23 protein-coding genes are annotated in these 23,737 nt (G+C 61.8%); 6 read left to right on the top strand and 17 right to left on the bottom strand.

Annotated features, from left to right (window positions below):
• A complete protein-coding gene (locus C5L10_RS14825; RefSeq protein WP_105430306.1) occupies nt 1-528 on the top strand; it encodes a gamma carbonic anhydrase family protein in 528 nt (175 codons plus the stop codon).
• Here the strand turns inward: C5L10_RS14825 and C5L10_RS14820 are convergent.
• Genes C5L10_RS14820 through C5L10_RS14810 form a run of 3 tightly spaced genes read right to left on the bottom strand, consistent with a single transcriptional unit; the run spans nt 525 to nt 2,690 of the window.
• Nucleotides 525-965 (bottom strand): Fur family transcriptional regulator, encoded by a 441-nt coding sequence (locus tag C5L10_RS14820; protein ID WP_105430404.1) that lies wholly within the window; start codon nt 963-965, stop codon nt 525-527. The genes C5L10_RS14825 and C5L10_RS14820 overlap by 4 nt on opposite strands.
• Entirely contained in the window at nt 965-1,789 is an 825-nt protein-coding gene (gene znuB, locus C5L10_RS14815) for a zinc ABC transporter permease subunit ZnuB (RefSeq protein ID WP_105430305.1), read from the bottom strand. The genes C5L10_RS14820 and znuB overlap by 1 nt, the downstream gene beginning before the upstream one ends.
• Nucleotides 1,782-2,690, bottom strand: a complete 909-nt coding sequence (locus C5L10_RS14810; RefSeq protein ID WP_105430304.1) for a metal ABC transporter ATP-binding protein — start codon at nt 2,688-2,690, stop codon at nt 1,782-1,784. The genes znuB and C5L10_RS14810 overlap by 8 nt, the downstream gene beginning before the upstream one ends.
• Before the next feature lie 95 nt (nt 2,691-2,785).
• Between C5L10_RS14810 and C5L10_RS14805 the strand changes: the two genes are divergently transcribed.
• Nucleotides 2,786-3,790, top strand: coding sequence for a zinc ABC transporter substrate-binding protein (locus C5L10_RS14805; RefSeq protein ID WP_105430303.1), 1,005 nt, complete (start codon nt 2,786-2,788; stop codon nt 3,788-3,790).
• A 95-nt stretch (nt 3,791-3,885) separates the two neighbouring features.
• Here the strand turns inward: C5L10_RS14805 and C5L10_RS14800 are convergent, their stop codons facing one another.
• The 10 genes from C5L10_RS14800 to C5L10_RS14750 form a co-directional block, all read right to left on the bottom strand.
• A complete protein-coding gene (locus tag C5L10_RS14800) occupies nt 3,886-4,218 on the bottom strand; it encodes an RcnB family protein (RefSeq protein ID WP_105430302.1) in 333 nt (110 codons plus the stop codon).
• A gap of 125 nt (nt 4,219-4,343) precedes the next feature.
• On the bottom strand, nt 4,344-5,957 hold the full coding sequence (locus C5L10_RS14795) for a glycoside hydrolase family 43 protein (RefSeq protein WP_105430301.1): 1,614 nt from the start codon (nt 5,955-5,957) through the stop codon (nt 4,344-4,346).
• 63 nt (nt 5,958-6,020) lie between these two features.
• Complete coding sequence (mgrA, locus tag C5L10_RS14790) at nt 6,021-7,064, bottom strand: L-glyceraldehyde 3-phosphate reductase (protein WP_105430300.1); 1,044 nt, start codon at nt 7,062-7,064, stop codon at nt 6,021-6,023.
• Between the two features lie 69 nt (nt 7,065-7,133).
• Nucleotides 7,134-8,270 (bottom strand): Gfo/Idh/MocA family protein, encoded by a 1,137-nt coding sequence (locus C5L10_RS14785; protein ID WP_105430403.1) that lies wholly within the window; start codon nt 8,268-8,270, stop codon nt 7,134-7,136.
• Between the two features lie 23 nt (nt 8,271-8,293).
• Nucleotides 8,294-9,055, bottom strand: coding sequence for a sugar phosphate isomerase/epimerase (locus C5L10_RS14780; RefSeq protein ID WP_105430299.1), 762 nt, complete (start codon nt 9,053-9,055; stop codon nt 8,294-8,296).
• Nucleotides 9,052-11,511, bottom strand: a complete 2,460-nt coding sequence (locus C5L10_RS14775) for a glycoside hydrolase family 2 protein (protein ID WP_105430298.1) — start codon at nt 11,509-11,511, stop codon at nt 9,052-9,054. The genes C5L10_RS14780 and C5L10_RS14775 overlap by 4 nt, the downstream gene beginning before the upstream one ends.
• Nucleotides 11,512-11,755: 244 nt before the next feature.
• Nucleotides 11,756-12,868, bottom strand: coding sequence for an ABC transporter ATP-binding protein (locus tag C5L10_RS14765; RefSeq protein WP_046636290.1), 1,113 nt, complete (start codon nt 12,866-12,868; stop codon nt 11,756-11,758).
• A 5-nt stretch (nt 12,869-12,873) separates the two neighbouring features.
• Entirely contained in the window at nt 12,874-13,803 is a 930-nt protein-coding gene (locus tag C5L10_RS14760) for a carbohydrate ABC transporter permease (RefSeq protein WP_046636422.1), read from the bottom strand.
• Nucleotides 13,804-13,813: 10 nt separating this feature from the next.
• Nucleotides 13,814-14,716, bottom strand: coding sequence for a carbohydrate ABC transporter permease (locus C5L10_RS14755; protein ID WP_105430297.1), 903 nt, complete (start codon nt 14,714-14,716; stop codon nt 13,814-13,816).
• Between the two features lie 99 nt (nt 14,717-14,815).
• Complete coding sequence (locus tag C5L10_RS14750) at nt 14,816-16,051, bottom strand: ABC transporter substrate-binding protein (RefSeq protein ID WP_046636292.1); 1,236 nt, start codon at nt 16,049-16,051, stop codon at nt 14,816-14,818.
• A gap of 417 nt (nt 16,052-16,468) precedes the next feature.
• Between C5L10_RS14750 and C5L10_RS14745 the strand changes: the two genes are divergently transcribed.
• Nucleotides 16,469-17,521, top strand: coding sequence for a LacI family transcriptional regulator (locus C5L10_RS14745; protein ID WP_105430296.1), 1,053 nt, complete (start codon nt 16,469-16,471; stop codon nt 17,519-17,521).
• Nucleotides 17,522-17,587: 66 nt separating this feature from the next.
• Here the strand turns inward: C5L10_RS14745 and gndA are convergent, their stop codons facing one another.
• Nucleotides 17,588-19,021, bottom strand: coding sequence for an NADP-dependent phosphogluconate dehydrogenase (gndA, locus tag C5L10_RS14740; protein WP_105430295.1), 1,434 nt, complete (start codon nt 19,019-19,021; stop codon nt 17,588-17,590).
• Nucleotides 19,022-19,206: 185 nt separating this feature from the next.
• On the opposite strand from gndA, the gene C5L10_RS14735 reads away from it, so the two are divergent.
• The 3 genes from C5L10_RS14735 to C5L10_RS14725 all read left to right on the top strand — a co-directional run bounded on the left by C5L10_RS14735 (nt 19,207) and on the right by C5L10_RS14725 (nt 20,824).
• Nucleotides 19,207-19,983, top strand: coding sequence for a helix-turn-helix domain-containing protein (locus C5L10_RS14735; RefSeq protein WP_105430294.1), 777 nt, complete (start codon nt 19,207-19,209; stop codon nt 19,981-19,983).
• A 68-nt stretch (nt 19,984-20,051) separates the two neighbouring features.
• Nucleotides 20,052-20,519: a polyketide cyclase gene (locus tag C5L10_RS14730; protein ID WP_105430293.1), complete on the top strand. Its 468-nt coding sequence runs from the start codon at nt 20,052-20,054 to the stop codon at nt 20,517-20,519.
• On the top strand, nt 20,468-20,824 hold the full coding sequence (locus C5L10_RS14725; protein ID WP_046666983.1) for a VOC family protein: 357 nt from the start codon (nt 20,468-20,470) through the stop codon (nt 20,822-20,824). The genes C5L10_RS14730 and C5L10_RS14725 overlap by 52 nt, the downstream gene beginning before the upstream one ends.
• A 3-nt stretch (nt 20,825-20,827) precedes the next feature.
• On the opposite strand, the gene C5L10_RS14720 is transcribed toward C5L10_RS14725, so the two are convergent.
• The 3 genes from C5L10_RS14720 to C5L10_RS14710 form a co-directional block, all read right to left on the bottom strand.
• Entirely contained in the window at nt 20,828-21,541 is a 714-nt protein-coding gene (locus tag C5L10_RS14720; protein ID WP_105430292.1) for a PAS domain-containing protein, read from the bottom strand.
• Nucleotides 21,542-21,723: 182 nt separating this feature from the next.
• Nucleotides 21,724-22,653 carry a lipid A biosynthesis lauroyl acyltransferase gene (locus C5L10_RS14715; protein WP_105430291.1) on the bottom strand — a complete coding sequence of 310 codons (930 nt, stop codon included), beginning with the start codon at nt 22,651-22,653 and terminating at the stop codon, nt 21,724-21,726.
• An 11-nt stretch (nt 22,654-22,664) separates the two neighbouring features.
• Nucleotides 22,665-23,693 carry a zinc-binding dehydrogenase gene (locus C5L10_RS14710; protein ID WP_105430290.1) on the bottom strand — a complete coding sequence of 343 codons (1,029 nt, stop codon included), beginning with the start codon at nt 23,691-23,693 and terminating at the stop codon, nt 22,665-22,667.
• Nucleotides 23,694-23,737 lie beyond the last annotated feature (44 nt).

Below are 23,737 nucleotides of genomic sequence, written 5' to 3'. Positions count from 1 at the left end.
ATGCCGATCTACGCACTCGGAGAGTTCAAGCCGAAGACCCCCGGCCCCGACCGTTTCTGGCTGGCCCCGGATGCCATCATCATCGGCAAGGTCGACCTCGGCGAGGATGTTGGCATCTGGTTCGGCTCGGTGCTGCGCGGCGACAACGAGCCGATCGTCGTCGGCAAGGGTTCGAACATCCAGGAAGGCGTGATGATCCACACGGATCCGCGCTATCCGGCAACGATCGGCGAAAACTGCACGATCGGCCACCATGCGATCATCCACGGCTGCTCGATCGGCGACAACTCATTGGTCGGCATGGGCGCGACGATCCTGAACGGCGCCAAAATCGGCAGGAACTGCCTGGTCGGCGCCAATGCGCTAGTCACCGAAGGCAAGGAATTTCCCGACAATTCCCTGATCGTCGGTTCGCCGGCAAAGGTGATGCGGGTGCTCGACGACGAGGCGGTCGAGAAGCTGAAACAGTCGGCGGTCCGCTACGTCGCCAACTGGAAGCGGTTCGCCCGCGACCTTCGGCTTCTTTAGGCGGCGCAAGCGCCGCACAATCCGCGGATTTCGATCGTTGTCTTGGCAGGCTTAAAGTTTTTGCTCTTCGCCCAGGCGCCGAGGCGGTGATCGACCTCGTGGTCGTGGAATTCCGAGACATGGCCGCAGCTCTCGCAGATCGCAAATGCGACCGTGCCATGCCCGTGGCCGTGCCCCTTGCCGCAGCATTCGCTTTCTGGATGGGCGCAGGCGACGAAGGCGTTGAGGCTTTCGAGCCGATGCACCATGCCGAATTCGAGAAGCTTGTCGAGCGCCCGATAAACCTGCAGCGGGGCGCGAAAACCGTGGTCGCGCAGCCGGTCGAGGATAGTATAGGCGCTGATCGGCGCATCGGCGCGGTCAAGAACGTCGAAGACGAGCGACTGGTTTTTGGTCAGCGCCGGAGCGGATGTCGGGGTCGAAACTGGTGCGTTCATCATCGCACTCCTTGGTTGCCGGCCTTTTCGGCCGTGTTTTTACCCGCTGCGGGAAGCAGGCTTACAATGAAAAGTAAGAGCGCCGCGACCACAATGGAAGGGCCGGACGGCGTGTCATAGTGCAGCGAGCCGAACAGGCCGCCGACCACGGCGAGTGCGCCAATCAGCGAGGCGAGCACTGCCATCAGCTCCGGACTTGCCGAAAACCGCCGCGCAGTCGCCGCAGGGATGATCAAAAGCGCGGTGATCAGCATGATGCCGACGATCTTCATCGCGATGGCGATAACCAGCGCCATCAGAAGCATGAAGAGCAGCCGCGTCTGCGCCGGCTTCATGCCCTCGGCTTCGGCCACATCCTCGCTGACCGTGGATGCGATCAGCGGCCGCCAGAGCCAGACGAGCGCCGCCAGCACAAGCACCCCGCCGCCCCAGATCAGCGCGATATCGGTGCGCGTCACGGCGAGGATATCACCGAACAGGAAGGCGATGAGGTCGATCCTGACCCAGGTCATGAACGCGACGAGCACGAGGCCGATCGCCAAAGCCGAATGGGAGAGAATGCCGAGCAGCGCATCCGCCGACAGCGATTGCCGCCGCTGCAGCGCCAAAAGCAGCAGCGACACGACGACCGCGACGCCGAAGACGGCAATCAGCAGGTTGATCTGGAAGAACAGCGACAGCGCCACGCCGAGCAGCGCCGAATGGGCCATCGTGTCGCCGAAATAGGCCATCCGCCGCCAGACGACGAAACAGCCGAGCGGACCGGCTGTCAGCGCCACACCGATTCCGGCAACGAGAGCGCGGGTGAAGAAGTCGTCAAACACGGCCCTCTCCCTTCGCCTCGGCATGGTCGCCATGATGGTGGCCGCCATGATGGTCATGGTCGGAATGGTCGTGATCATGCCCATCGTGATGATGATGTCCGTCATCGGGATGGCAGTGATCGGTGACCGAACCGTCGCCATGCATGACCCGGCCGTCCGGCAGATGGGTGTGATCGTGATGATGGTTGTAGACCGCCAGCGAACGAGAATTGCCGAAGAGTTTCAGGTAGTCGGCGCTCTGGCTCACCACTTCCGGCGTGCCGCGGCAGCAGACGTGGCCGTTGAGGCAGATCACGGTATCGGTTCCCGCCATCACCATATGCAGGTCGTGCGAGATCATCAGGATACCACAGCCGGTCGTGGTCCGGATCGAGCGGATCAGGTCGTAAAGCGCGCTCTCGCCGGCAAAGTCGACACCCTGCACCGGCTCGTCGAGCACCATCAGGTCCGGCTTGCGGGCGATCGCGCGGGCAAGCAGCGCCCGCTGGAATTCCCCGCCGGAGAGGTGCCGGACCTCGGCATCGATGAGATGTGAAATGCCGGTCGATGCCAGCGCCGCCAGAAGATCGGTATCGTCAAGCGGGCCGGTCAGCCGCATCAGCCGGCGCACGGAAAGCGGCATGGTCCAGTCGATCGACAGTTTCTGCGGCACATAGCCCACGCGCAAGCCGGACAGTCTTGCAACCGATCCTTCGTCCGGGCGCAGCACACCGATGGCAAGCTTTGCGGTCGTCGACTTGCCTGCGCCGTTCGGGCCAATCAGCGTCACGACCTCGCCACGGCGGATCGAGAAATCGACGCCCCGCACCAGCCATCGGCCATCCCGGCGAATGCCGGCATTGGCAAGCGATACCAATTGGCTTTCGGTTTTGGGGGCGCGAGCCCGATTGGACATCAGCATGTTTTTCCGGATTCCCTGTTGTCAATGGCTATGACACACGTTATAGCATAACGCAATTGATGTAATAACATTACGTTACGATGCAAGGACATAGCATGAAGCCGGCTTCGATTTCCCTCCTCTCCGCCGCGGTGTTCTCCATCGGTGCTGGCCCCGGCGTTGCGGCACCAGACGTGGTGGTTTCGATCAAGCCGATCCATTCGCTTGTCGCCTCCATCATGAAGGGCGTCGGCGAGCCGAAGCTGATCGTTGATGGCGCCGCCTCGCCGCACACGTTCTCGCTGAAGCCCTCCAACGCGGCCGCCATCGAAGGCGCCAAGGTGATCTTCTGGATCGGCCCCGGCATCGAGGCCTTCCTCGAAAAGCCGCTGGATTCGCTGGCGAGTTCGGCAACGGTGATCGAGCTGGGGGATGCGCCTGGACTGCAAAAACTCCCCTTCCGCGAAAGCGGCGCCTTCGAGGCCCATGACGACGGGCATCAAGCGGGAGAAGCGGAGCATGACGACCATCAACATGGCGACCATGCAAAGCCCGCCGACGACCATGCCGACCACGACGATGACCATCACGACCATGGCGGCTTCGACACACATCTCTGGCTCGATGCGATGAATGCCAAGGCGATGGCGGCGGAAATCGAAAAGACGCTGGTCAGTGCCGACCCGGCGAATGCCGCCGCCTATCAGGCAAACGGCGCCAGGCTGATGAAGGATATCGACGCGCTCGATACCGAGATCAAGGCGACGGTCGCGCCGGTCAAGGACAAGCCTTTCATCGTCTTCCACGACGCCTATCAGTATTTCGAGCATCGTTATGGGGTGAGCGTAGCCGGTTCGATCACCGTCAGCCCGGAGACCATGCCCGGCGCGGAACGGGTCGACCAGATCCAGAAGAAGGTGAAGGAACTGGGCGCCACCTGCGTCTTCGCCGAACCGCAGTTCGAGCCCAAGCTGGTGGCGGTCGTGACCGAAGGCACGCCTGCCCGCTCAGGGACGCTCGATCCGGAAGCAGCGACGCTGAAATCCGGTTCCGGCCTTTATTTCGAGCTGATGCGCGGACTTGCCCGCTCGATGAAGGAATGCCTGTCCCAAAGGACCTGAGACCAGCCACCGAAAGCACGATCGCCGGTCGCATAGCGGCGAATGTGTGAGGCCTGCGGGCGGGAAAGCAAAATACCCCCGCAGGCCGATCTTTCTCAGCGAGCCGCGATGAAGCTCGAAATCACGCCGCTTGCGACGCCGACCAGCAGGAAATCGTTTTCGACCCTGACCCAGTGATAACCGCGCGGCGGAGCCGAGAGGCGGTAACGGCGGTAATCGCGGATTTCCGCCATGCGGCGACGTTCGGCGGCCGTCATGCGATGACCCTTCGACCAGCGCGGCTTCACCACTACGACCTTCTTCTGAACCGTCACCGTGCGGGTCACGGTCCTGGTCCGATCCGGACCGGAATGACGATCCTGCGCCTGGGCGGCAAGCGGAGCGGTAAGCACGGTTGCAGAAAGAAGGATTGCAAAGAACTTTTTCATCGGATGTCTCCTCGTGTTGAGCACGCCAGGAAACTAGGATCCGAATGATGAACCGTTTCTGAATTGATGCATTACATTTTCGTAATGAAATTAAGGTGTTCCGCTGGCTTCCTGATATTTAGAATTTACTGCATTAGTGCCTCATAAACGAAATAGTTGAAATCCGCAGTCTTCGCCCTACCCGAGGTGTCGAAGGCGAAGAGGCCAACAAATGCGCCGGTGAAGGAGCCGTGTTCGCCACGGCCGCCCTCGTCCGAGATGACGCCGGCGTCGAGCACCGGGCCAAGCTCCTGCCACTCGTTGGAGCCGCCGGCGCGCCAGAGGAACTGCAGGTCGTTGTCACGGATCTCCATCGCGAGATGCACCGGCCCCTCGGAGACGGAAACGCCGCTCCCCACCGGAAAGCTCATGCGCCCATGCGGAAAATCACCCGGGCAGGAGAAGATCGTCACCACGCGGCCAAGCTTTTCATGCAGCGTCACCACCAGCGAATGGAACTTGTGGCGATTGTAATAATGCGTCAGCCCCGCGACCTGCTGGTAGGTCTCGGGCGAGAACTCGACCACGGTCTCGGCGCGGAAGGAATGGTGTTCCTGCCGGCGGGCGACGAGCGATTGTTCGAACCAGGAACCGATGCTCTCGCGGCCGAAAAAGCGCAGGTGACCGGGACGCTCGGTCAGGCTGAACAGGCGCTCCGGATGAGGTGTGCGCAACCACTGGAATTCCGGCGGCAGGGCCTTGTCGTCGAATGAACGCTCGATGCGGGCAGGCTGTTCGATGCGCCTGGCATCGCCCGGTGCGGGCACGTCGACATCCGGCACGACGCCGCCTTGGGCGAGATAGAGCCAGTCGTCCTCCCAGATGCAGCGCTGCAGCGCGGTTTCGCGGCCGAGCGTGCAGCGGCGTTGCGGGGCGAGCGGCCGGCCGCAGAGATGGGTGTGGTAGGCTTGGCCATCCGGCGTTTCGACGTACTGGCCATGGCCGGCACGTTGCAGCACGGCTTTCGGATGGTCCTTCGAGGTGATGAGATGCGTTTGCGGATGCATCTCGTAGGGGCCGTCGATCGAGCGCGAGCGGGCCATGGTGACAGCATGGTCGTAACCGGTGCCGCCCTCCGCGGTCGTCAGGTAATACCAGCCGTTACGCTTGAACACATGCGGGCCCTCGACAAGGCCGAGCGAACTGCCGGCAAATATGTTCTTGATCGGCCCCTTGAGCGCCCTCGTCTCGAAATCCCATTCCTGCAGCAGGATGCCGTCGAAGGCCGGATGTTTCGGCGCGCCGCCATAACTTTCGGTGCGGTGGTTCCATTGCATGTTGAGGAACCACTTGCGGCCGTCATCGTCATGGAAGAGCGTCGGGTCGAAGCCGGAGGAGTTCACATAGATCGGATCGGACCATTCGCCTTCGATGGTCGGCGAGGTGACGATGTAGTTATGAGCGTCCTTGAAATTGCCGTCGAGGCGCTTGACGTCCGTATAGACCAGGAAAAACAGCCCGTCGGAATGGGAGAGGCACGGCGCCCAGATGCCGCAGCTGTCGGGATTGCCGCGCATATCGAGCTGGCTCGCACGCTCCAGCGGCCGGCGTTTGAGCGTCCAGCTCACCAGGTCGCGCGAATGATGGATCTGCACGCCCGGATACCATTCGAAGGTCGAGGTGGCGATATAATAATCCTCGCCGACGCGGCAGATGGACGGATCGGGATTGAAGCCCGGCAGGATGGGGTTGTGGATCATGTCCTGTCTTCCTCCCAATGACATATGACAATGCCCGGCGGCCGGCGCCGCCGGGCAGCGGGATCAGCGTTGCGGCCCTGCCCGCTCGGCCGACTTGGCCCAGAGGTTGATGTCGGCATCCTTGGCATGGGTGTCGATCTCGGCGAGTTCGGCCGCCGTGAATTCCAGATTGTCGAGCGACCTGACGCAGTCCTCGACCTGTTCCGGACGGCTGGCACCGATCAGCGCCGTGGTCACCCGGCCGCCGCGCAGGACCCATCCGAGCGCCATCTGCGCCAGCGTCTGGCCACGCTTTTCGGCGATCGCGTTAAGCGCCTTGAGATTGGCGATATTCCGGTCGTTCAGGAAGGCCGGCCGCAGCGACTTGCCCTGCGCGGCTCGGCTGTCTTCCGGAATGCCGCCGAGATATTTCGAGGTCAGCATGCCTTGGGCGAGCGGCGAAAAGACGATCGAGCCGATGCCAAGGTCTTCCAGCGTGTCGAGCAGGCCATCCTCCTCGACCCAGCGGTTGATCATCGAATAGCTCGGCTGGTGGATGAGGATCGGCGTGCCAAGCTCCTTCAGGATCGCGGTCGCTTCCTGGGTGCGCTTCGAATTGTAGGACGAGATGCCGACGTAGAGCGCCCTGCCCGAGCGGACGATATGATCGAGCGCGCCGCACGTCTCTTCGAGAGGCGTATCCGGGTCAAAGCGGTGCGAATAGAAGATATCGACATAGTCGAGGCCCATCCGCTTCAGGCTCTGGTCGCAGGAGGAGATCAGGTATTTGCGGCTGCCCCATTCGCCATAGGGACCGGGCCACATGTTGTAGCCGGCCTTCGACGAGATGATCAGCTCGTCGCGGTACCCCTTGAAATCCTCGCGGAGAATTTGACCGAAGGCGGTCTCGGCGCTGCCGGGCAGAGGCCCATAGTTGTTGGCGAGATCGAAATGGGTGATGCCGAGATCGAAGGCCTTGCGGGCGATCGCGACCTTGCGTTCATGGGGCGTGTCGTCGCCGAAATTGTGCCAGAGGCCAAGCGAGATCGCCGGGAGCTTCAGTCCCGAACGGCCGCAGCGGTTGTACTTCATGGTTTCGTAGCGGTTGGACGCGGGTTGCCAGGTCATGATCGAAATCCTCCGAATGAAGTGCGGCGCGCCGGTGTCTCAAACGGTGCGCGCCGCATTCATAGCCGATCAGCGCAGAAGCGCCAGCGCCTCGTCGATGCCAAGCGCCGCCGGCTGGGTGCAGGTGGTCGAAAGCTCGATGAACCGCCCTTCCTCTCCGGATTTCAGGATCGAGGTCATGACGTCGACGCCGTGGAGCGTGCGCTCCAGCGAGCAGCGGGCATCGCGCCCCTCGATCAGCGCTATCGCCATGTCCGCAAGACCGGCCGTGCGGTAGTTGGCGCGCGGCCCCTGCGGATGTTCCTGATTGTCGATGCCGAACGGGTGACCCCAGGGCTCCAGCGGCTGGACATCCTTGTTGCGGCCGCTTGCCTCGACCGTGCCGCCGAAGAAGTTCGGGTCGGGCACGAAGATCGAGCCCTCGGTGCCGTAGAGTTCCATGTTGGCGTGGCGGTGCGACCAGACATCCCAGCTGGCCGACAGCGTGATCGTCGCGCCGTTGACGAATTCGAGCAGCGCGTGGATGTTAGTCGGCGTCTCTACCGGGATCGATTGTCCTTTAAACGGTCCCTCACTGGTGACATTGCGCGTCGGGCTCGCCATGGAGGTGAGTGCGCCGACCCGCTTCACCGGGCCGATCAAGTTGATCAGGTTGGCGATGTAATAGGGGCCGAGATCAAGGATAGGCCCTCCGCCTTCGAGGAAGAAGAAGCCGGGGTTCGGATGCCACATTTCCATGCCCGGGCTCATTACGTGGCAGGTGCCTGACGTGATGCGCCCGACACCGCCCTCGTCGATATATTTGCGCGCGAGCTGATGCGCGCCGCCAAGGAAGGTGTCCGGCGCGCAGCCGACCGACAGGCCCTTCTCCTTGGCAAGCGCCTGCAGCGCCTTGCCCTCCTCCAGCGTGATGACGAGGGGCTTTTCCGAATAGACGTGCTTGCCGGCTTCGAGAATTGCTTTCGAGACCGCGAAATGCGCCGCCGGGATGGTCAGGTTGACGATCACGTCGAGCTCGTCATTGGCAAGCATCTGCTCGATCGACTGTGCCTTGACGCCGTATTCCTCGGCGCGCATTTGGGCTGCCTGCGCGTTGAGATCCGCGCAGGCGAGAACCTTCAGGCCTTTGAAGAGCGGCGACAGCTTGAAGTAGGTCGTGGAAATATTGCCGCATCCCATGATGCCGACGCCAAGTTCCTTGGGCATGGAAAACTCCGAAAAATCTGTGATCAATAGGTCTTGAAGGAAGCGATCGAGCGCGTCAGAAGCCGGTCGAGGTCCTTCGGGTTATCGTGTTCGAGGACGTAATGTTTTGCGGACGTCTTCTTCAGCGCCGCCATCAGGTCCTTCCACGGAACGGTGCCGTGGCCGACATCGGCCCAGCCATCCTCGTCCGCGTTTTCGCCGGCCGGCGCGATGTCCTTGACGTGAACGGCGGTGATCCGCTTGGCGTAGCTCTCGATCCAGGCGAACGGATCGGCGCCGCCGCGGATGACCCAGGCGATATCCGCTTCCCAGGCAAGGTCAGGACCGCCGGCAAGGAGCTGTTCCTGCGGCGTCGAGCCGTCCGGCAGCGTCTTGAACTCGAAGTCATGGTTATGCCAGCCGAACGTGTATCCGGCATCCCAATAGCGTTTGCCGACATTTTGCAGCCGCTGGCCGAAGGCGAACCATCCGGCGGCATCGGTCGGGCGCTGGTCGGCAAGCAGATGCGGGCAATAGATCGCCTCGACGCCGAGCGTCCTGGCGATCAGCAGCGCCTGTTCCGGCTCCTTTTCCAGAAGGTCGATGCCGAAATGACCGGTGGGCATGGTCAGGCCGTTGGCATCGAGATCACCTTTGAGCGTCTTCAGCGACAACTCGTCGAGATTGGCGTAAATTCCGCCAAACCCTTCCACCTCGGTATAACCCGCCTGCGCAACCTTCTTCAGGACATCTGCGAGCGGCGGAAAGTTGCGGGCGCAATAAAGCTGAAAACCGAGTTTCGTCATAGTGATCCTCCCTTGATAATACCCTCGCCTGCTGCGTGGCAGGAATAGAGGTCGTAGATGCGGAATTGCGGGATCGCGTCCGTCGGCGCGGCGGGCGTGAAGCGGATGCTGCGGCTTTCGCCGCTGGCGAGATCGAAAGCATTGTCGGAATAACGGCCGGCCGTACCGCTCTCGATCAGCACGAAAAGCGCAAGGCCGTCAGCCTTGACGACGAGGTCAAAAGCTCCGTCACCGGATGGAGACACGGCAAGCTCAAGCCTTGCCGGTTCGAGCTCCAGGGCCTTGTAGCTGCCCGGCACATGATGCCCCTCGCCGGCCATGCCGTTCGACGCGGCAAAGCTCCAGGCAAGGACCGACTCGTCGGGAATATCCGCGCTCGGCAAGGTGAGCCCGGTGACGGCTGCAGCGGGTGTGCAGACGGCTTCGATGCTCCGAAGCGAGCTGCGCTCGCCCTGGAGCGTCAGGAGCGACAGATTGAGGGTCACCGTCACATCGACGGCTGTGTCATTGACGAGCGAGAACCGGATCTCCTGGCCGTCGTCTGACGGGATCGCCGCAACTGTGACCGGCTGGAAAAAGCGCTTCGCCATGTAGTGCAGCACTTTCCAGCTGCCGCCGTAATCGAGGCTCGACCAGGAGGCGACTGGCCAGGTGTCGTTGAGCTGCCAGTAGAGCGCACCCATCGTATGCGGCTTCAGCGACCTCCAGAAATCGACGGCAGTCTTGATCGCCAATCCCTGCTGCACCTGGCTGAGATAGACGAAATTGGCGAAATCCGTCGGAAAGCGGAAGTTGCGGAACATCGTGCCGGCGATGCGCTCGTTGCCGCCGGCATTCTTCTGGTGATGCTCCATAACCGGCGAGGCGATATTCATGTCCTTAGGCGCGGCATAGGTCTCGATGACCGGCAGTGACGTATAGGACTGGAAACCGAATTCCGAGCAGAAGCGCGGGCGAACGGAGCGGTAGTCGGCGAACGGTTTGTTCTCGTGCCAGACGGACCAGTAATGCATGTCGCCGGAGCCGTCCGCATGCCAGGCATCGCCATAATCGAGATAGCCGGATGCGGGGCTGGACGGCCACCAGATGGCGTCTGGCGCGGCCCTTTCGAGCGCCTGTTCGATGACGCGGTTCAGCCGGTCGTAGGAGACGAGGTAGCGGTCGCGGTTCTCACGGGATTCCGGAAACCATGTCAGTGCGCCGACCAGCTCGTTATCGCCGCACCAGAGCACGATGGAGGGATGCGAGATCAGCCTGCGGGCCTGGTATTCGACTTCCGCGGCGACGTTTTCGAGGAAATCCGATGTCGAGGGATAGAGGTTGCAGGCGAACTGAAAATCCTGCCAGACCATCAGGCCGAGTTCGTCGCAGAGATCGTAGAACCAGTCCGCTTCATAAAAACCGCCGCCCCAGACCCGGATCATGTTCATGTTGGCATCGACGGCGGAGCGCAGCAGATCCTCGGTTTTCTCCCGGCTCGCGAGGGAAAACAGCGCGTCGGCGGGAATCCAGTTCGCGCCGCGGCAGAAGATCTCGCGGCCGTTGATACGGAAGGCGAAACGGCTGCCCGCTTCGTCCGGATCAGTCAGCAGTTCGGCCGTCCTGATGCCGATCCGGCGGGTGATGGCTTCGGTGGGGGTGCCGACCGTCAATTCGTAGAGCGCCTGCTCGCCACTGCCGGAGGGCCACCAGAATTCCGGCTCGTCTATATGAAAAACGTGCGTCACCGTGATTTCGCCGGCGCGCACGCCGCAATCGAGCCGAACCCGTTCTTCGCCGAGCGAAAAGAAGACCGGCAGAACGCCCTGCCCTTCAGCGTAAAGCGTCACCGTTACGACGAGATCGACCGCGCCCGCCTCATGTCTCTGGTTGGTGACGACGTGTTCGATACGGGCGGTTTCGAGCCGCTTCAGCGCGATTTCGCCGTAGAGGCCGAGCGGCGCCAGGGCGACATTCCAGTCCCAGCCGAAATGGCATTGCGGTTTGCGCAGCATATTGCCGTTCGGGATCGGCGAATTGGTCGTGGAATAGGGAATGTAGAACGGCTGCCGCGCCTGCCGCTCCGCACCTTCGGCGATGCTGGAACGGAAAAGGATGCGGACCGTGTTCTCGCCAGCCTTCAGCGCCTTCGACACGTCCGGTCGGTAACGGCGGAAACAGTTGTCTGCCTGAAGGACCGGGACATCGTTGACGAAGACGGTCGCGACCGTATCGAGATAGGTGATGTCGAGATACCAGGCGCCTGCGGGCTCATCGAGCGTGAAGCGCCTCTCGATCGTCCAGTCTGCATTTGCGACCCATTGCACATCGTTCTCGTTGCGCCCGAAATACGGGTCGGGAATGATGCCGGCCGTCTTCAGCGCAGTGTGAACGTCGCCCGGAACCGGCATCTGCGTGCGATGCGTTCCGTCGGCAGATGCGAGCTGCCAGGGGCCGGATAGGTCGATCGTGATCATTGCGCCGGTCCGGAGAGTTTACGCTGTGCCAGACCAGCCCCCCTCTGGCCTGCCGGCCATCTCCCCCTCACGTGGTGAGATCGGCTGGGCGCGCCCCCGCCACTCCCATCGTAAGCATCGAGGATGGTGAGACGTTGCCACGAGTCGATCTCCCCCCTTGAGGGGGAGATGTCCGGCAGGACAGAGAGGGGTACCGCCTGGCGCAAGCGTAACCGGCCCCCATCAGACTGACTGCACGCAAACATCAGATCCGCTCTTCCGTTCCAGCATCGAACAGCGAAGCCATGGTCATGTCGAAGGCGAGGCGCACCTTGGCGCCGACGGCATAACGCCGAGCGCCGCCGATGCGAACCGACATCACGTGGCCTGCATGTTTCAGCCAGAGCAGGTTGTCGGCGCCCATGGGCTCCTCGATATCGACCACCGCCTCATGCACTTCGCCGCCGGCGATATCGCCGTCCACCTTGATATGCTCCGGACGGACGCCGAGAATGACCTTGCGCCCGCCCTTCAGCGGCTCGTAAGCATCGTAACCGTCGAGCGAGAAGCTGACGCCATTGGTCTTGAAGACGGTGCGGCCGCCCTCATCCACCAGTTCGCCGGTCAGGAAATTCATGGATGGCGAACCGATGAAGCCCGCGACGAAGCGGTTCTTCGGGCGATTGTAGATCGTCACCGGATCGTCGAGCTGCTGGATGACGCCGCTCTTCATGATGGCGATGCGGTCGGCCAGCGTCAGCGCCTCGATCTGGTCGTGGGTGACGTAGATCATCGTGTTCTTGAGCGCCTGATGAAGGCGCTTGATCTCGACGCGCAGTTCGGAGCGCAGTTTTGCGTCGAGGTTCGACAAGGGCTCGTCGAACAGGAAGACATCGACATCGCGCACCAGCGCCCGGCCGATCGCGACGCGCTGGCGCTGGCCGCCGGAGAGCTCCGAGGGCTTGCGCTTCAAGAGCGGCTCGATCTGCAGGATGCCGGAGGCGCGTGCCACGCGGCGATCGATCTCGTCCTTCGGAACCTTGGCGACCCGAAGGCCGAACGAGAGGTTCTTCTCGACCGTCATCTGCGGATAGAGCGCGTAGGACTGGAACACCATACCGATGCCGCGGTCCTTGGGTTCCTCCCAGGTGACGTTCTTGTCCTTGATGAAGATCTGGCCTTCGGTCGGCTCGAGAAGTCCGGCAATGCAGTTCAAGAGCGTGGACTTGCCGCAGCCGGACGAGCCGAGAAGGACCAGGAATTCGCCATCATGGATGTCGAGGTTGAGATTTTCGAGCACCGTCACCGAGCCGAAGGACAGCGACAGTTCGCGGATGGAAACGCTGCTCTGAGTGCGCGCGGAAACATTGTTGAGCATCAGGCTTACCCCTTGACTGCGCCGGCCGCGATACCGCGGACGAAAAGCCGGCCGGAAACGAAATAGACGATCAGCGGAACCGCACCCGTCAGCAGCGTCGCCGCCATGTTGACGTTGTATTCCTTCACACCCTGGACAGAATTGACGATGTTGTTGAGCTGAACGGTCATCGGATAGGTATCCGGGCGGGTGAACACCACGCCGAACAGGAAGTCGTTCCAGATGCCGGTGGTCTGCAGGATCATCGAGACGACGAAGATCGGCAGCGACATCGGCAGCATGATCCGGAAATAGATCTGCCAGAACCCCGCCCCGTCGATGCGGGCCGCCTTGAACAGTTCCTCCGGCAGGGAGACGAAATAGTTGCGGAACAGCAGCGTCTGGATCGGCATCCCGAAAATCGAATGCACCAGGATGAGGCCGTAGAGCGAGCCGTAGAGGCCCATTTCGCGCAGTATGATGACGATCGGATAGATCATCACTTGATAGGGGATGAAGGCACCGACGATCAGGATCGTGAAGAAGATCTCCGAGCCCTTGAACCGCCAATTGGCGAGCGCATAACCGTTCACCGAAGCGATCGCGATCGACACGATCACCGACGGCACGGTGATGCGGACCGAATTCCAGAAGCCACGCGAAAGGCCGTCGCAGTTCAAGCCCGTGCAGGCCTCCGCCCAGGCCTTCACCCAGGGCTCGAAGGTGATCTCCATCGGCGGCGAGAAGATATTGCCGAGACGGATTTCCGGCATGCCCTTCAACGAGGTGACCACCATCACGTAGAGAGGAATAAGGTAATAAATTGCCGCAAGGCCGAGCGCGCCGTAGACGATGATATTGCGCGACGAAAGCACCTTGCGAGGGCGTTTTCCCTGCGGCCCGGTTTCCAGTCGGGAACCGGCCGGAGCGGAAATGCCAGGCCCAGAAACGGGCATCGTGAGCGATTTATCCACGCTTGCGTCCTCCGAATTCGAGATAGGCCCAGGGAACGATGATGATGGCGACTGCGAGCAGCATCATGGTGGATGCCGCAAAGCCCTGCCCGAGGTTCTGGGCGAAGAACATGTAGTCGTAGACGTATTTGGCGGGCACATCGGAAGCGATGCCAGGGCCGCCGCTCGTCTGCGCCACGACAAGGTCGTAGATCCTGACGATGCCGCTGGCGATGATGACGAGCGTGGTGACGAAGACCGGCCGCATCATCGGGATGATGATGAAGAGATAGGTCTTCCACATCGGAATGCCGTCGACGCGCGCCGCCTTCCAGATGTCCTCGTCGATGCCGCGAAGCCCGGCGAGCATCAGGCACATGACGAGCCCCGTCCCTTGCCAGAGCGCGGCGATCAGGATGCCGTAGATGACGATGTCGGAATTGTAGAGCGGATCGAAGGTGAAGCTCGTCCAGCCGAGCGAGCGAACCACGGACTGCACGCCGAATTCGGGGTTCAGGATCCATTGCCAGACAAGGCCGGTGACGATGAAGGACAGCGCGAACGGATAGAGGAAGATCGTCCGGAACGTGTTTTCGAAACGGATCTTCTGGTCCATCAGCGCGGCCAGCAGGAAACCGATCGTCAGGCTGAAAATCAGCGACAGGCATCCGTAGGTCGCCAGATTCTGGATCGAGACGACCCAGCGCGGCGTATCCCAGAGCCGCTCATACTGTTCCAGACCGACGAAGGACAGGCGCGGCAGGAGCTTGGAATTGGTGAAGGAATAAACGACGGTCCAGATCGTGCCGCCGAGGAAGATCACCACGGCTGTCAGCATCATCGGGATCGAGGCAATCTTCGAATTGAGATTGCGGAATAACTGGTTGGGTCGGCCGGGCTGAGTGTGCGCCGCCATGGTCAACTCCTCTGGATGGCAAAGGCTGCAGGAAGCAAGCCACCACCGGCCCCGCCCCTTTCGGACGCGGAGCCGGCTGTTGGATCGCTGTCTGTCGGATCAACCGGCCTTGGAGAAAATAGCGACGAAGCGCTTCTGGGCTTCCTCGGCAGTGATCGACGTATTGGCGAAGAACTGCGACATCAGGTCTTCCAGCTGCTTCTGCGTATCCTGCGTGATGAGCTGGTCGGTGCTGGTGACGACATTGCCCTTGGCGAGGATCTCGAGACCCTTCTTCATGCAGTCGTTGGCGGCCGCAAGATCGACGTCGCCGCGCACCGGCAGCGAGCCCTTCTTGAGGTTGAAGGCAACCTGGGTCTTGGCATCGAGAAGCGTCGAGGCGAGCGCTTCCTGTGCCTTCGTCTTCGCCGCATCCTTGAGGACTGGGAAGTAGAAGGCGTCGCCGGCCGTCGAGATCACCTCGTTCACGCCGAGGCCCGGCAGGCAGGTATAGTCGACGCCGGCCTTCTTGCCGGCCAGCTGGAACTCGCCCTGCGCCCAGTCACCCATGATCTGACCGCCGGCCTTGCCGGTGATCACCATGTTGGTCGCCTGGTTCCAGTCCTGGACGTTGGTGCCCTTCGACATCTTGCGGGCATCGTCGGCCGCCTTGAAGACCTTGGCCATTTCCGGACCGGCCGCGACCTTTGCGTCCTTGTCGCCATAGACCTTCTGGTAGATTTCCTTGCCGCCGATCGCGACCGTCAGCACGGCGAACAAGCCGGTCGACTGCCAAGCCTGGCCGCCGATGGCGAGCGGCACTATACCGGCCTTTTCAAGCGCCGGAGCGGCTGCGACATACTCGTCCCAGTTCTTCGGAACTGCAACGCCCGCCTTCTTGAAGGCGTCGTTGGAAAGCCACAGCCACTGCCAGGAATGGATGTTAAGCGGCACGCAATAGATCTTGCCCTCGAAAGTACAGGATTTCAGCAGCCCCGCAGGGCGGACGATCTTGTCCCAGCCTTCCTTCTTGGCGAGATCGGTGAAATCGCGCATCAGGCCTGCCTGGACCAGCTCCTCGGCCTGGCGGCCATGGTTGAACTGGGTGGCCGACATCGGATCGCCGCCGGTGATACGGCTGATCATGATCGGACGGGCAGTGCCGCCGGAACCTGCAATCGCGCCGTCAACCCACTTGTTGCCGGTTGCGTTGAAAGCCTTGGCGAGTTCCGCGACTGCGGCAGCCTCGCCTCCGGATGTCCACCAATGGGTGACTTCGAGATCTGTGGCATGAGCCGCGCCTAACGGCAGCATCACGGTTGCGGCAAGAACAGCCGCCATAGAACGAATATTCATGAGTCTCCTCCCTCACTGAAACGTTGCCGTAAAAACGTAAGGCAATCCCCGATATGACGCAACCGGTTTTGTCCGAAAAAATCCGCGGGTCGCGTAAATACAACCGGAAGAGGAGTGCACGCAAATTTTCTGGCTCACTCATTCGCCCGTCAAGGCAGTCCAGAAGGCGCGATCTAGGCGACTGACGGGCAATATCAGGAAGTCTGATTTTCGCATCTGCAAAAACTCATTTCGCATCTGCGTTGTACAACTCTGAGGAATAGGGGTTTCCCGTCGGGCAAAATTCCTCTCGACATTTTACCTGTATCGTTTCAGTTATTAATTTCGTATTGGAGGACAGGGAGGTGTCGCGACGTTTCCGGGCAAGCTTTGGCCCTTTATAGTGGCCACCTGACTCGGGGGCAGCGACGGCAAATCATGGATGACAGCGGAAGACCAAGGACGGGCGGAACGCAGACGGCGGTCCGTGAACGTCCTACCTTGAAAACGATCGCCTATATGACGGGCCTCGGCATCACCACCGTCTCGCGGGCGCTGAAGGATGCGCCGGATATCGGGGCCGACACCAAGGAGCGCGTTCGCCTCGTCGCCAACCAGCTCGGCTACCAGCCGAACCGCGCCGGCGTGCGCCTCAGGACCGGCAAGACCAATGTCATCGCCCTGGTGCTCAGCATCGACGAGGAGCTGATGGGCTTCACCAGCCAGATGGTGCACGGCATTTCGGAAGTGCTGGGCGGCACGCAATATCACCTCGTGGTGACGCCGCATTCCTTCCAGAAGGACCCGATGGTGCCGGTACGCTATATCCTCGACACCGGCTCGGCGGACGGGGTGATCATCTCGCGTATCGAGCCGGACGACGCGCGGGTGCGGCTGATGACGGAGCGGAACCTGCCTTTCGTCACCCACGGCCGCACCGACATGGGGATCGTCCATCCCTATCACGATTACGACAACGAGGCTTATGCCTATAAGGCCGTTCAGAAATTGGTGGGAAAAGGCCGCCGGAGGATCGCGTTCCTGTCGCCGGGAAGCCGCTTCTCGTTCTACGTCCACAGCCGCGTGGGCTTCGAACGCGGGCTTGCCGATTTCGGTGCAACCGAAGTGCCGATGGGCCGGGTGACCAGCGAGACGCCGCTTGAAGAAACCCGCGCCTATGCGGAACGGATGATGCGCGCTGCCGAACCGCCTGACGGCATCATCTCGATCAGTGGATCGGCGACGATCGCGCTGGTGGCCGGGCTAGAGGCCGCCGGCAAGAAACTGGGCCACGATGTCGATATGGTGTCAAAACAGTCGGCCGATTTCCTCAACTGGATTCGGCCGGAGATCTATACGGTGAGCGAGGACATTCGCCAGGCCGGGAGGGAACTCGCCAAGGCCCTGATGGCGCGCATCGACGGCGTCGGGCCGGAACTGCTGCAGAGCGTCGCCAGCCCCGTCTGGTCGAAGATGGCGCCCAAGGACTAAGCGCTAGGGACTGAAACAAAAACGCCCGCCGGATTGGCGGGCGTTTTGCATTGCGTGGATCAATGATCAGGCGAACTCGCTAAGGCCGCTGCCCCACGGGCCATGGTGCTTGTCGACGCCGTCGAGGCGGTCGAAGCCATGGGCGCCGAAGAAGTCGCGCTGCGCCTGGATGAGGTTCGCCGTGCCACGGCCACGCCGATAGGCGTCGAAATAGGAGAGCGCCGAGGACAGCGCCGGAACCGGCAGGCCGGAGAGAGCGGCGTAGGACACGACGCGACGCAGCGGGGCGTCGGTATCCTTGACCATCTGCGCGAAGGCCGGCGTGACGATCAGGTTCGCCACATGCGGATCCTTGGTGAAGGCCGAGGTGATCTCATCAAGGAAGGCCGAGCGGATGATGCAGCCGGCGCGCCAGATCTTGGCGATCGTCGGCATTGGCAGGTTCCAGTTATATTCGACGGACGCTGCCGACATGACGGCAAAACCCTGCGCATAGGCGGCGATCTTGGCAGCGAGCAGCGCGCTTTCAAGGTCGGCGATGAAGGCAGCCTTGTCCTTCGGCGCTTCCGCGACCTTCGGCAGGCCGAAGATCTTTTCGGCAGCGAGGCGTTCCGTTCTCTGGGACGAGAGGACACGGCCGGCGACGGCAGCTTCGATGGCTGTCGCGGCAACGCCCATGTTCTGGGCTTCGATGACCGACCACTTGCCGGTGCCCTTCTGGCCGGCGGCATCGACGATGACGTCGACCATCGGCTTGCCGGAAATCGGATCGGCGGCGGTCAGCACCGTCTGGCTGATTTCGATCAGGTAGGAATTGAGGCGACCCTCGTTCCACTTGCCGAATACGTCGCCGATTTCGGTCGCGCTCATACCGAGGCCGTCGCGCAGGATGCCGTAGATTTCGGCGATCATCTGCATGTCGGCATATTCGATGCCGTTATGGATGGTCTTGACGAAATGGCCGGCGCCGTTTTCGCCGAGCCAGGCAACGCAGGGCTCGTCGTTGAATTTTGCCGAGATCGAGGTCAGCACCTTCTCGACGCGCTTCCAGCTGTCCTCGGTGCCCCCGACCATGATCGACGGCCCGTGGCGCGCACCTTCTTCACCGCCGGAAACGCCCATGCCGATGAAGGTCAGGCCGCTGTCCTTCAGATTGTCGAAGCGGCGCATCGTGTCGCGGAAATTGGCATTGCCGGCATCGATCATGATGTCGCCGGCCGAAAGGTAAGGCTTCAGAAGCTCCATCTGCTGATCGACCGGATCGCCGGCCTTGATCATGATGATGATCGGCCGCGGCGGGCGGATGGCGGCGACGAATTCCTCGAGCGTCTCGCAGGGGACAAGCTGGCCCTGCAGTTCGCCGGCCTCGGCGTAGAACTTGCGGGTCGCTTCCGGAGACCGGTTGAAGACGGCGATCTTGTTGCCTTTTTCGGCAATGTTGAGCGAGAGGTTAGAGCCCATGACGCCGAGCCCGATAAGGCCGATTTCTGCCTGTTCCACGGATGTGCCTCCTTATTGAGATTCGAGGGTGTTGTCGCATTCATATAGGGAAACGGCAAGGCGATGGCGACGCTAAACGATTAAATTTCCATGACACTCCGTCTCCGTCGCGGCGACGCAGAGACCTGTTTTCTCCGCGGCGGACGGCGTCTTGCGGCTGCCAAATTCGGATGCCACAAGGAGGTATGAATACGGCCAAAAATACGTTCAAAAACACGCCGATCCTGGCAATGCGCGCCGGCACTTACCGAGAGCGGCCGGCGAACGGGCCGCTGTCGAGGCTGTTTTGCCGTGTCTGGTCGCACCGTCTGCCGCAGGAGTTCGAGGGCCAGATTGTCGTCGTGCCGGACGGTTGCGCGGACCTGATCTGGACGGGCGGTCAACTGATGGTGATCGGCCCCGACCGCACCGCCGCCTTCCCTGCCCTCGCCCCCGGCGAAACCATCCTCGGCCTGCGCTTCAGACCGGGTGCGGCCCTGCACTGGCTCGACGTGCCGCTGCGGGAGCTGGTCGGACGAACCGTGCCGCTCCGCGAACTCCGGGACGACGTCCGGACGATGGAAGAACGGCTGGCCGAAGAGGACTGTTCAATGGAAAGGCGACGGCTGTTTGAGGGTTGGGCGGCGGGAGAGGCATCACTGGCTGCCGACCCCCAGAACCTGGCGGAAACGCTCTTCGATGAGCTCGGCAGCGACGCGCTGCCCGGCACGTCGGCGACGCAGGCGCTCGGCGAACGCACCTTGCGCCGCCGGAGCCACGATCACTTCGGGTATGGGCCGAAAACGCTTGAACGCATCCTTCGCCTCCAGCGCTTTCTTCGCATGGTGCGCCAGCCCGCATCCGGAAACCTCGCTCTTCTCGCGCTTGAAGCCGGCTATGCCGATCAGGCGCACATGACGCGGGACGTGAAGGAGCTGACGACTTTGACTCCGAGAGAAATTCGCGGGCAACTTTGCAGCTGATTGTCCGTTTTGTTCAAGAACCGCTGTTTCTCATCGGCTAGACCGAGGGAGAAAACGAGGATTCCTCCATGACCACCCTGCCCGCCCGTATAATTCATATCGGCATCGAGAGACCTTGGCAGCACGTCTACGCCTTCGCGAGCCAGCCGGAAAACATGCCACTCTGGGCATCCGGCCTTGCCGCCGGGCTTACCCAGGACGGTGACGACTGGATCGGCGACGGCGGACCGGTCGGCCTGGTGCGCATGCGGTTCTCGCCCGACAATCCATTCGGCATCCTCGACCATACCGTTACGATGGAAAACGGCCTCGTCGTCGAAAACCCGCTGCGCGTCGTGCCGAACGGCGATGGCGCGGAAGTCATGTTCACGCTGTTCCAGCGCCCGGACCTTGACGACTCGGCTTTCGAGGCAGATGCCGCCCATGTGCGGAAGGATCTCAGGACGCTGAAGAACCTGCTGGAAGAAGGAAATAGGAGGATCCCATGGGAACCAAGGGAGCGGATCGCAAGATCGACTATATCGAATTCAATGTGAAGGACGTCGAAGCTGCCAAGGCCTTTTACGGCTCGGCCTTCGGCTGGACTTTCACGGACTACGGACCGGATTACTGCGAGTTCCAGGACGGAAGGCTGACGGGTGGATTTGCGAAATCGGCGGATGTAACAGCCAAGGGCGGCCCACTCGTCATTCTCTTCGCGGACGATCTGGAAGACGCCCTTCGGCGGACCGAAAAAGCCGGCGGCAGCATCGTCAAGCCGATCTTCTCATTTCCCGGCGGACGGCGTTTCCACTTTGCCGATCCGGAAGGCTACGAGTTGGCCATCTGGTCCGACAGGTAAGGGTCAGGCCGCGGGGCGCCGGCGTCGGTCGGCAGTTTCCTGCATCACCAGAAGCGCGCCGATCAGCTGCGACGATCCCGAAACGCAGGGCGACATGCGGCAGCGGACGACGACCGTCTGGCCGTCAGTCTGATCGGCGTAAGTCAACGATATGCTCTCGCCCGCAAAGCAGCGATCGAGGTTCGGCTTGAAATCGTTCTTGAAACGGTGAAGGCCGACGAATTCAGCAAAATGCCGGCCGATCAGCGCGTCGCGATCGAGATCGAGACGGCGTGCGTTGGTCTCGTTGGAGTAGAAGATCCGATAACCCGGCGCGATCACCACGATACGGTCGGAAATCCGGTTCAGCAGAGCGTCGTCGAGAAAACCGTCTGCCGTCGCATCGGCGATCACTGCGTGCTCGTGCGGTTCCGGCTCCGGACGGCGATTTGCCGAAAGGCCGGTCTCCGGAACGACGTAGCGTTCCACCAGCATCTGCAGCAGATGACCGTTGCGACGGACGCAGCCGCGATCGTCGGCCTCTTCGTTCAGGAGATCGAGTGCGAAGCGGAATTGCGCCTGGATACTGGCCGGATCCTTGCTCTGGCTCGAAAACACGGCGAGCAGAAGCGGATCGAGGTCACGATCGAGCGAGGCGGTTGCATCATCGTCGTTGCGTTCGACGGCCTGCCGCAGATCGGCATATTTTGACCAGAACAGATCGATCAATGCTTCCAAAATGCCCTCCCCCTCGTGCCGGAGATCATCGCCGATCTTTCCCGAGATCGACGCCTCCGCTATTCAATGCGAATCAGATTAATTTATCCCTCAAGAAGCAGACCCAACTTGTGGCCGGTGACTTACGGTAGAAGTCCCGCTACGCGAGTTGAAGACACAATGGAATCTGATAGATAATCATATTACAGATACCGCTTGATATGCCACCGGTCGTGGTACCAGAGCCATTGTTCGGGATATTCGCGAACCCAGCTTTCCACCTTGTCGTTGAGGAGCTGCCCGGTCGCCTGGAGATCGAGTTTGCCGTTGGCATCGCGCGGCAGTTCGATCTTCGGTTCGATCTCGAGCCGAAACCGATTGCCCGGCAGCCGGATGCAGCGAGCCGGATAGACTTCCGCATCGAACTGCCGAACCAGCTTTGCGAGCAATGGGCTCGTCTGGACAGGTTGGCCGAAAAAGCTGGTCTTGAGGCCCTTGCGGAATTTCTGATCCACCAGAACGCCGACGCCGCCCCCCGTTTCGAGCTTGCGCGCCAGAGCAAAGGACGAGCCGGCATGCGAAGGCACGAGCTGGCCCATGCGGGCGCTGCGGAAGGCGAAGACCTTGTCGGCGATATAAGGATTGTTCGGCGGCCGGAAGAGAACCGTCACTTCGAGGCCGAACGCATTGCCGGCGACCGGCAGCAGTTCGAAATTGCCCGTGTGGGCCGTGAAGACGATGAACGGCCGCGGATTGTCGCGCAGGTCGGCGAAGATCGGAATACCGGAGACTTCCACCCTGCCCGGCTTGTCCTGTTCCGGATCGAAATCAAACAGCCGGTCGAGAAAGACGTACTCGGCGGCGAGCCGGCCCATATGGCCCCAGCTCGCTATGGCGATCTCCTCAAGTTCCTCGTCGGTCTTTTCCGGATAGGCGTTGCGCAGGTTGACGAGCATCAGCTTGTGGCGGCCGAGCTTCGGCCCGATGCGACGCGCCATCCGGTCGGCGAACCGGATGCCCGGATCCGCGGGAAAGATCTTCAGGAAATTCAGGAGCCCGAACGCGCTCTGCGCCACCAGCCATTGCTGGAAGTGAAGCAACGCCAGAGCGATCCGGGTAAGGAACATCTTCACGGGGGGACGCCTCAGTCCATCCGGAGCACGATCTTGCCGAACACCTGGCGGGTTTCCATCCGCTCCAGCGCCTTGTCGATCTCGCCGAAGGTGACTTCGGTGTCGATCACCGGATGAACGATGCCCTGGGCCATCTTCTGCATGGCATTCGCCATGTTCTCCATACGGCAGCCGAAGGAGCCGAAGAGCTTCAGCTGTTGCTGGAAGAGCATCATCAGGTTCATGTCGGTCGAAACGCCGGATGTGGAGCCGCAGGTGACGAGGCGGCCGCCGCGCTTCATGCACAGCATCGAGCCGGCCCATGTGTCCTTGCCGACATGTTCGAAGACGACGTCGACGCCCTTTTTCTTGGTGAGCTTGCGCACCACGCCTTCAAACCGGTCGGTGCGGTAGTTGATGACGTGATCGGCGCCGAGCGCCTTGGCCCGTTCGATCTTGTCGTCCGAACCGACCGTGGTGATCACCGTGCAGCCGATCTTCTTGGCGAGCTGGATGGCCGCGGTGCCGATGCCCGAGCCGCCGGCATGGACCAGAATGGTTTCACCCGGCTGCAGCTTGGCATTGTCGAACAGCATGTGCTCGACGGTCCCGAAGGTGACCGGTGCAAGCGCTGCGGCAACCGCATCGACGCCCGGAGGTGCAGGCACGAGCAGGCGGGCCGGCAGGTTGGCTTTTTCCTGCGCGAAACCGTCGAGGTGGAAGCCGTGCACGCCGGACACGTGTTCGCAGAGATTGTCGCGCTTCTCGCGGCAGGGCTTGCAGAGGCCGCAGGTGCGCGCGCCGTAGATCGACACGAGCTGGCCCGGCAGGACGTTCGAAACGCCTGGCCCGATCGCCTCGACGACGCCGGAGGCTTCCGCTCCGATCGTCAGCGGCATCTTGCGCTTGGCGAATGCCATGCCGCGCCAGCCCCAGACGTCGATATGGTTGAGCGCGACGGCCTTGACCCGCAGCGTTACCTCGCCTGGGCCAGGGGCCTCGGGCTCGGGAATGTCCACCGCTTCGAGCTTCCGGTCATCGATCAGTTGCAGAGCGCGCATAATAGGTCTTCCTTCGCCCGGAGGCGTCCCAATTCGTCAAACGT

The sequence above is a fragment of the Neorhizobium sp. T6_25 genome (assembly GCF_002968555.1).
Lineage (GTDB): Bacteria > Pseudomonadota > Alphaproteobacteria > Rhizobiales > Rhizobiaceae > Neorhizobium.
The sequence above is the reverse complement of the archived record's forward strand: the minus strand, read 5'-3'. Positions and strand labels throughout refer to the sequence as shown.

What these genes read in the sequence shown, in the direction of transcription:
- C5L10_RS14825 (WP_105430306.1), top strand. Translation starts at nt 1, where the DNA reads ATGCCGATCTACGCACTCGGAGAGTTCAAGCCGAAGACCCCCGGCCCC.
- C5L10_RS14820 (WP_105430404.1), bottom strand. Translation starts at nt 965, where the DNA reads ATGAACGCACCAGTTTCGACCCCGACATCCGCTCCGGCGCTGACCAAA.
- C5L10_RS14810 (WP_105430304.1), bottom strand. Translation starts at nt 2,690, where the DNA reads ATGCTGATGTCCAATCGGGCTCGCGCCCCCAAAACCGAAAGCCAATTG.
- C5L10_RS14805 (WP_105430303.1), top strand. Translation starts at nt 2,786, where the DNA reads ATGAAGCCGGCTTCGATTTCCCTCCTCTCCGCCGCGGTGTTCTCCATC.
- C5L10_RS14800 (WP_105430302.1), bottom strand. Translation starts at nt 4,218, where the DNA reads ATGAAAAAGTTCTTTGCAATCCTTCTTTCTGCAACCGTGCTTACCGCT.
- C5L10_RS14795 (WP_105430301.1), bottom strand. Translation starts at nt 5,957, where the DNA reads ATGATCCACAACCCCATCCTGCCGGGCTTCAATCCCGATCCGTCCATC.
- mgrA (WP_105430300.1), bottom strand. Translation starts at nt 7,064, where the DNA reads ATGACCTGGCAACCCGCGTCCAACCGCTACGAAACCATGAAGTACAAC.
- C5L10_RS14785 (WP_105430403.1), bottom strand. Translation starts at nt 8,270, where the DNA reads ATGCCCAAGGAACTTGGCGTCGGCATCATGGGATGCGGCAATATTTCC.
- C5L10_RS14780 (WP_105430299.1), bottom strand. Translation starts at nt 9,055, where the DNA reads ATGACGAAACTCGGTTTTCAGCTTTATTGCGCCCGCAACTTTCCGCCG.
- C5L10_RS14775 (WP_105430298.1), bottom strand. Translation starts at nt 11,511, where the DNA reads ATGATCACGATCGACCTATCCGGCCCCTGGCAGCTCGCATCTGCCGAC.
- C5L10_RS14765 (WP_046636290.1), bottom strand. Translation starts at nt 12,868, where the DNA reads ATGCTCAACAATGTTTCCGCGCGCACTCAGAGCAGCGTTTCCATCCGC.
- C5L10_RS14760 (WP_046636422.1), bottom strand. Translation starts at nt 13,803, where the DNA reads ATGCCCGTTTCTGGGCCTGGCATTTCCGCTCCGGCCGGTTCCCGACTG.
- C5L10_RS14755 (WP_105430297.1), bottom strand. Translation starts at nt 14,716, where the DNA reads ATGGCGGCGCACACTCAGCCCGGCCGACCCAACCAGTTATTCCGCAAT.
- C5L10_RS14750 (WP_046636292.1), bottom strand. Translation starts at nt 16,051, where the DNA reads ATGAATATTCGTTCTATGGCGGCTGTTCTTGCCGCAACCGTGATGCTG.
- C5L10_RS14745 (WP_105430296.1), top strand. Translation starts at nt 16,469, where the DNA reads ATGGATGACAGCGGAAGACCAAGGACGGGCGGAACGCAGACGGCGGTC.
- C5L10_RS14735 (WP_105430294.1), top strand. Translation starts at nt 19,207, where the DNA reads ATGAATACGGCCAAAAATACGTTCAAAAACACGCCGATCCTGGCAATG.
- C5L10_RS14730 (WP_105430293.1), top strand. Translation starts at nt 20,052, where the DNA reads ATGACCACCCTGCCCGCCCGTATAATTCATATCGGCATCGAGAGACCT.
- C5L10_RS14725 (WP_046666983.1), top strand. Translation starts at nt 20,468, where the DNA reads ATGGGAACCAAGGGAGCGGATCGCAAGATCGACTATATCGAATTCAAT.
- C5L10_RS14710 (WP_105430290.1), bottom strand. Translation starts at nt 23,693, where the DNA reads ATGCGCGCTCTGCAACTGATCGATGACCGGAAGCTCGAAGCGGTGGAC.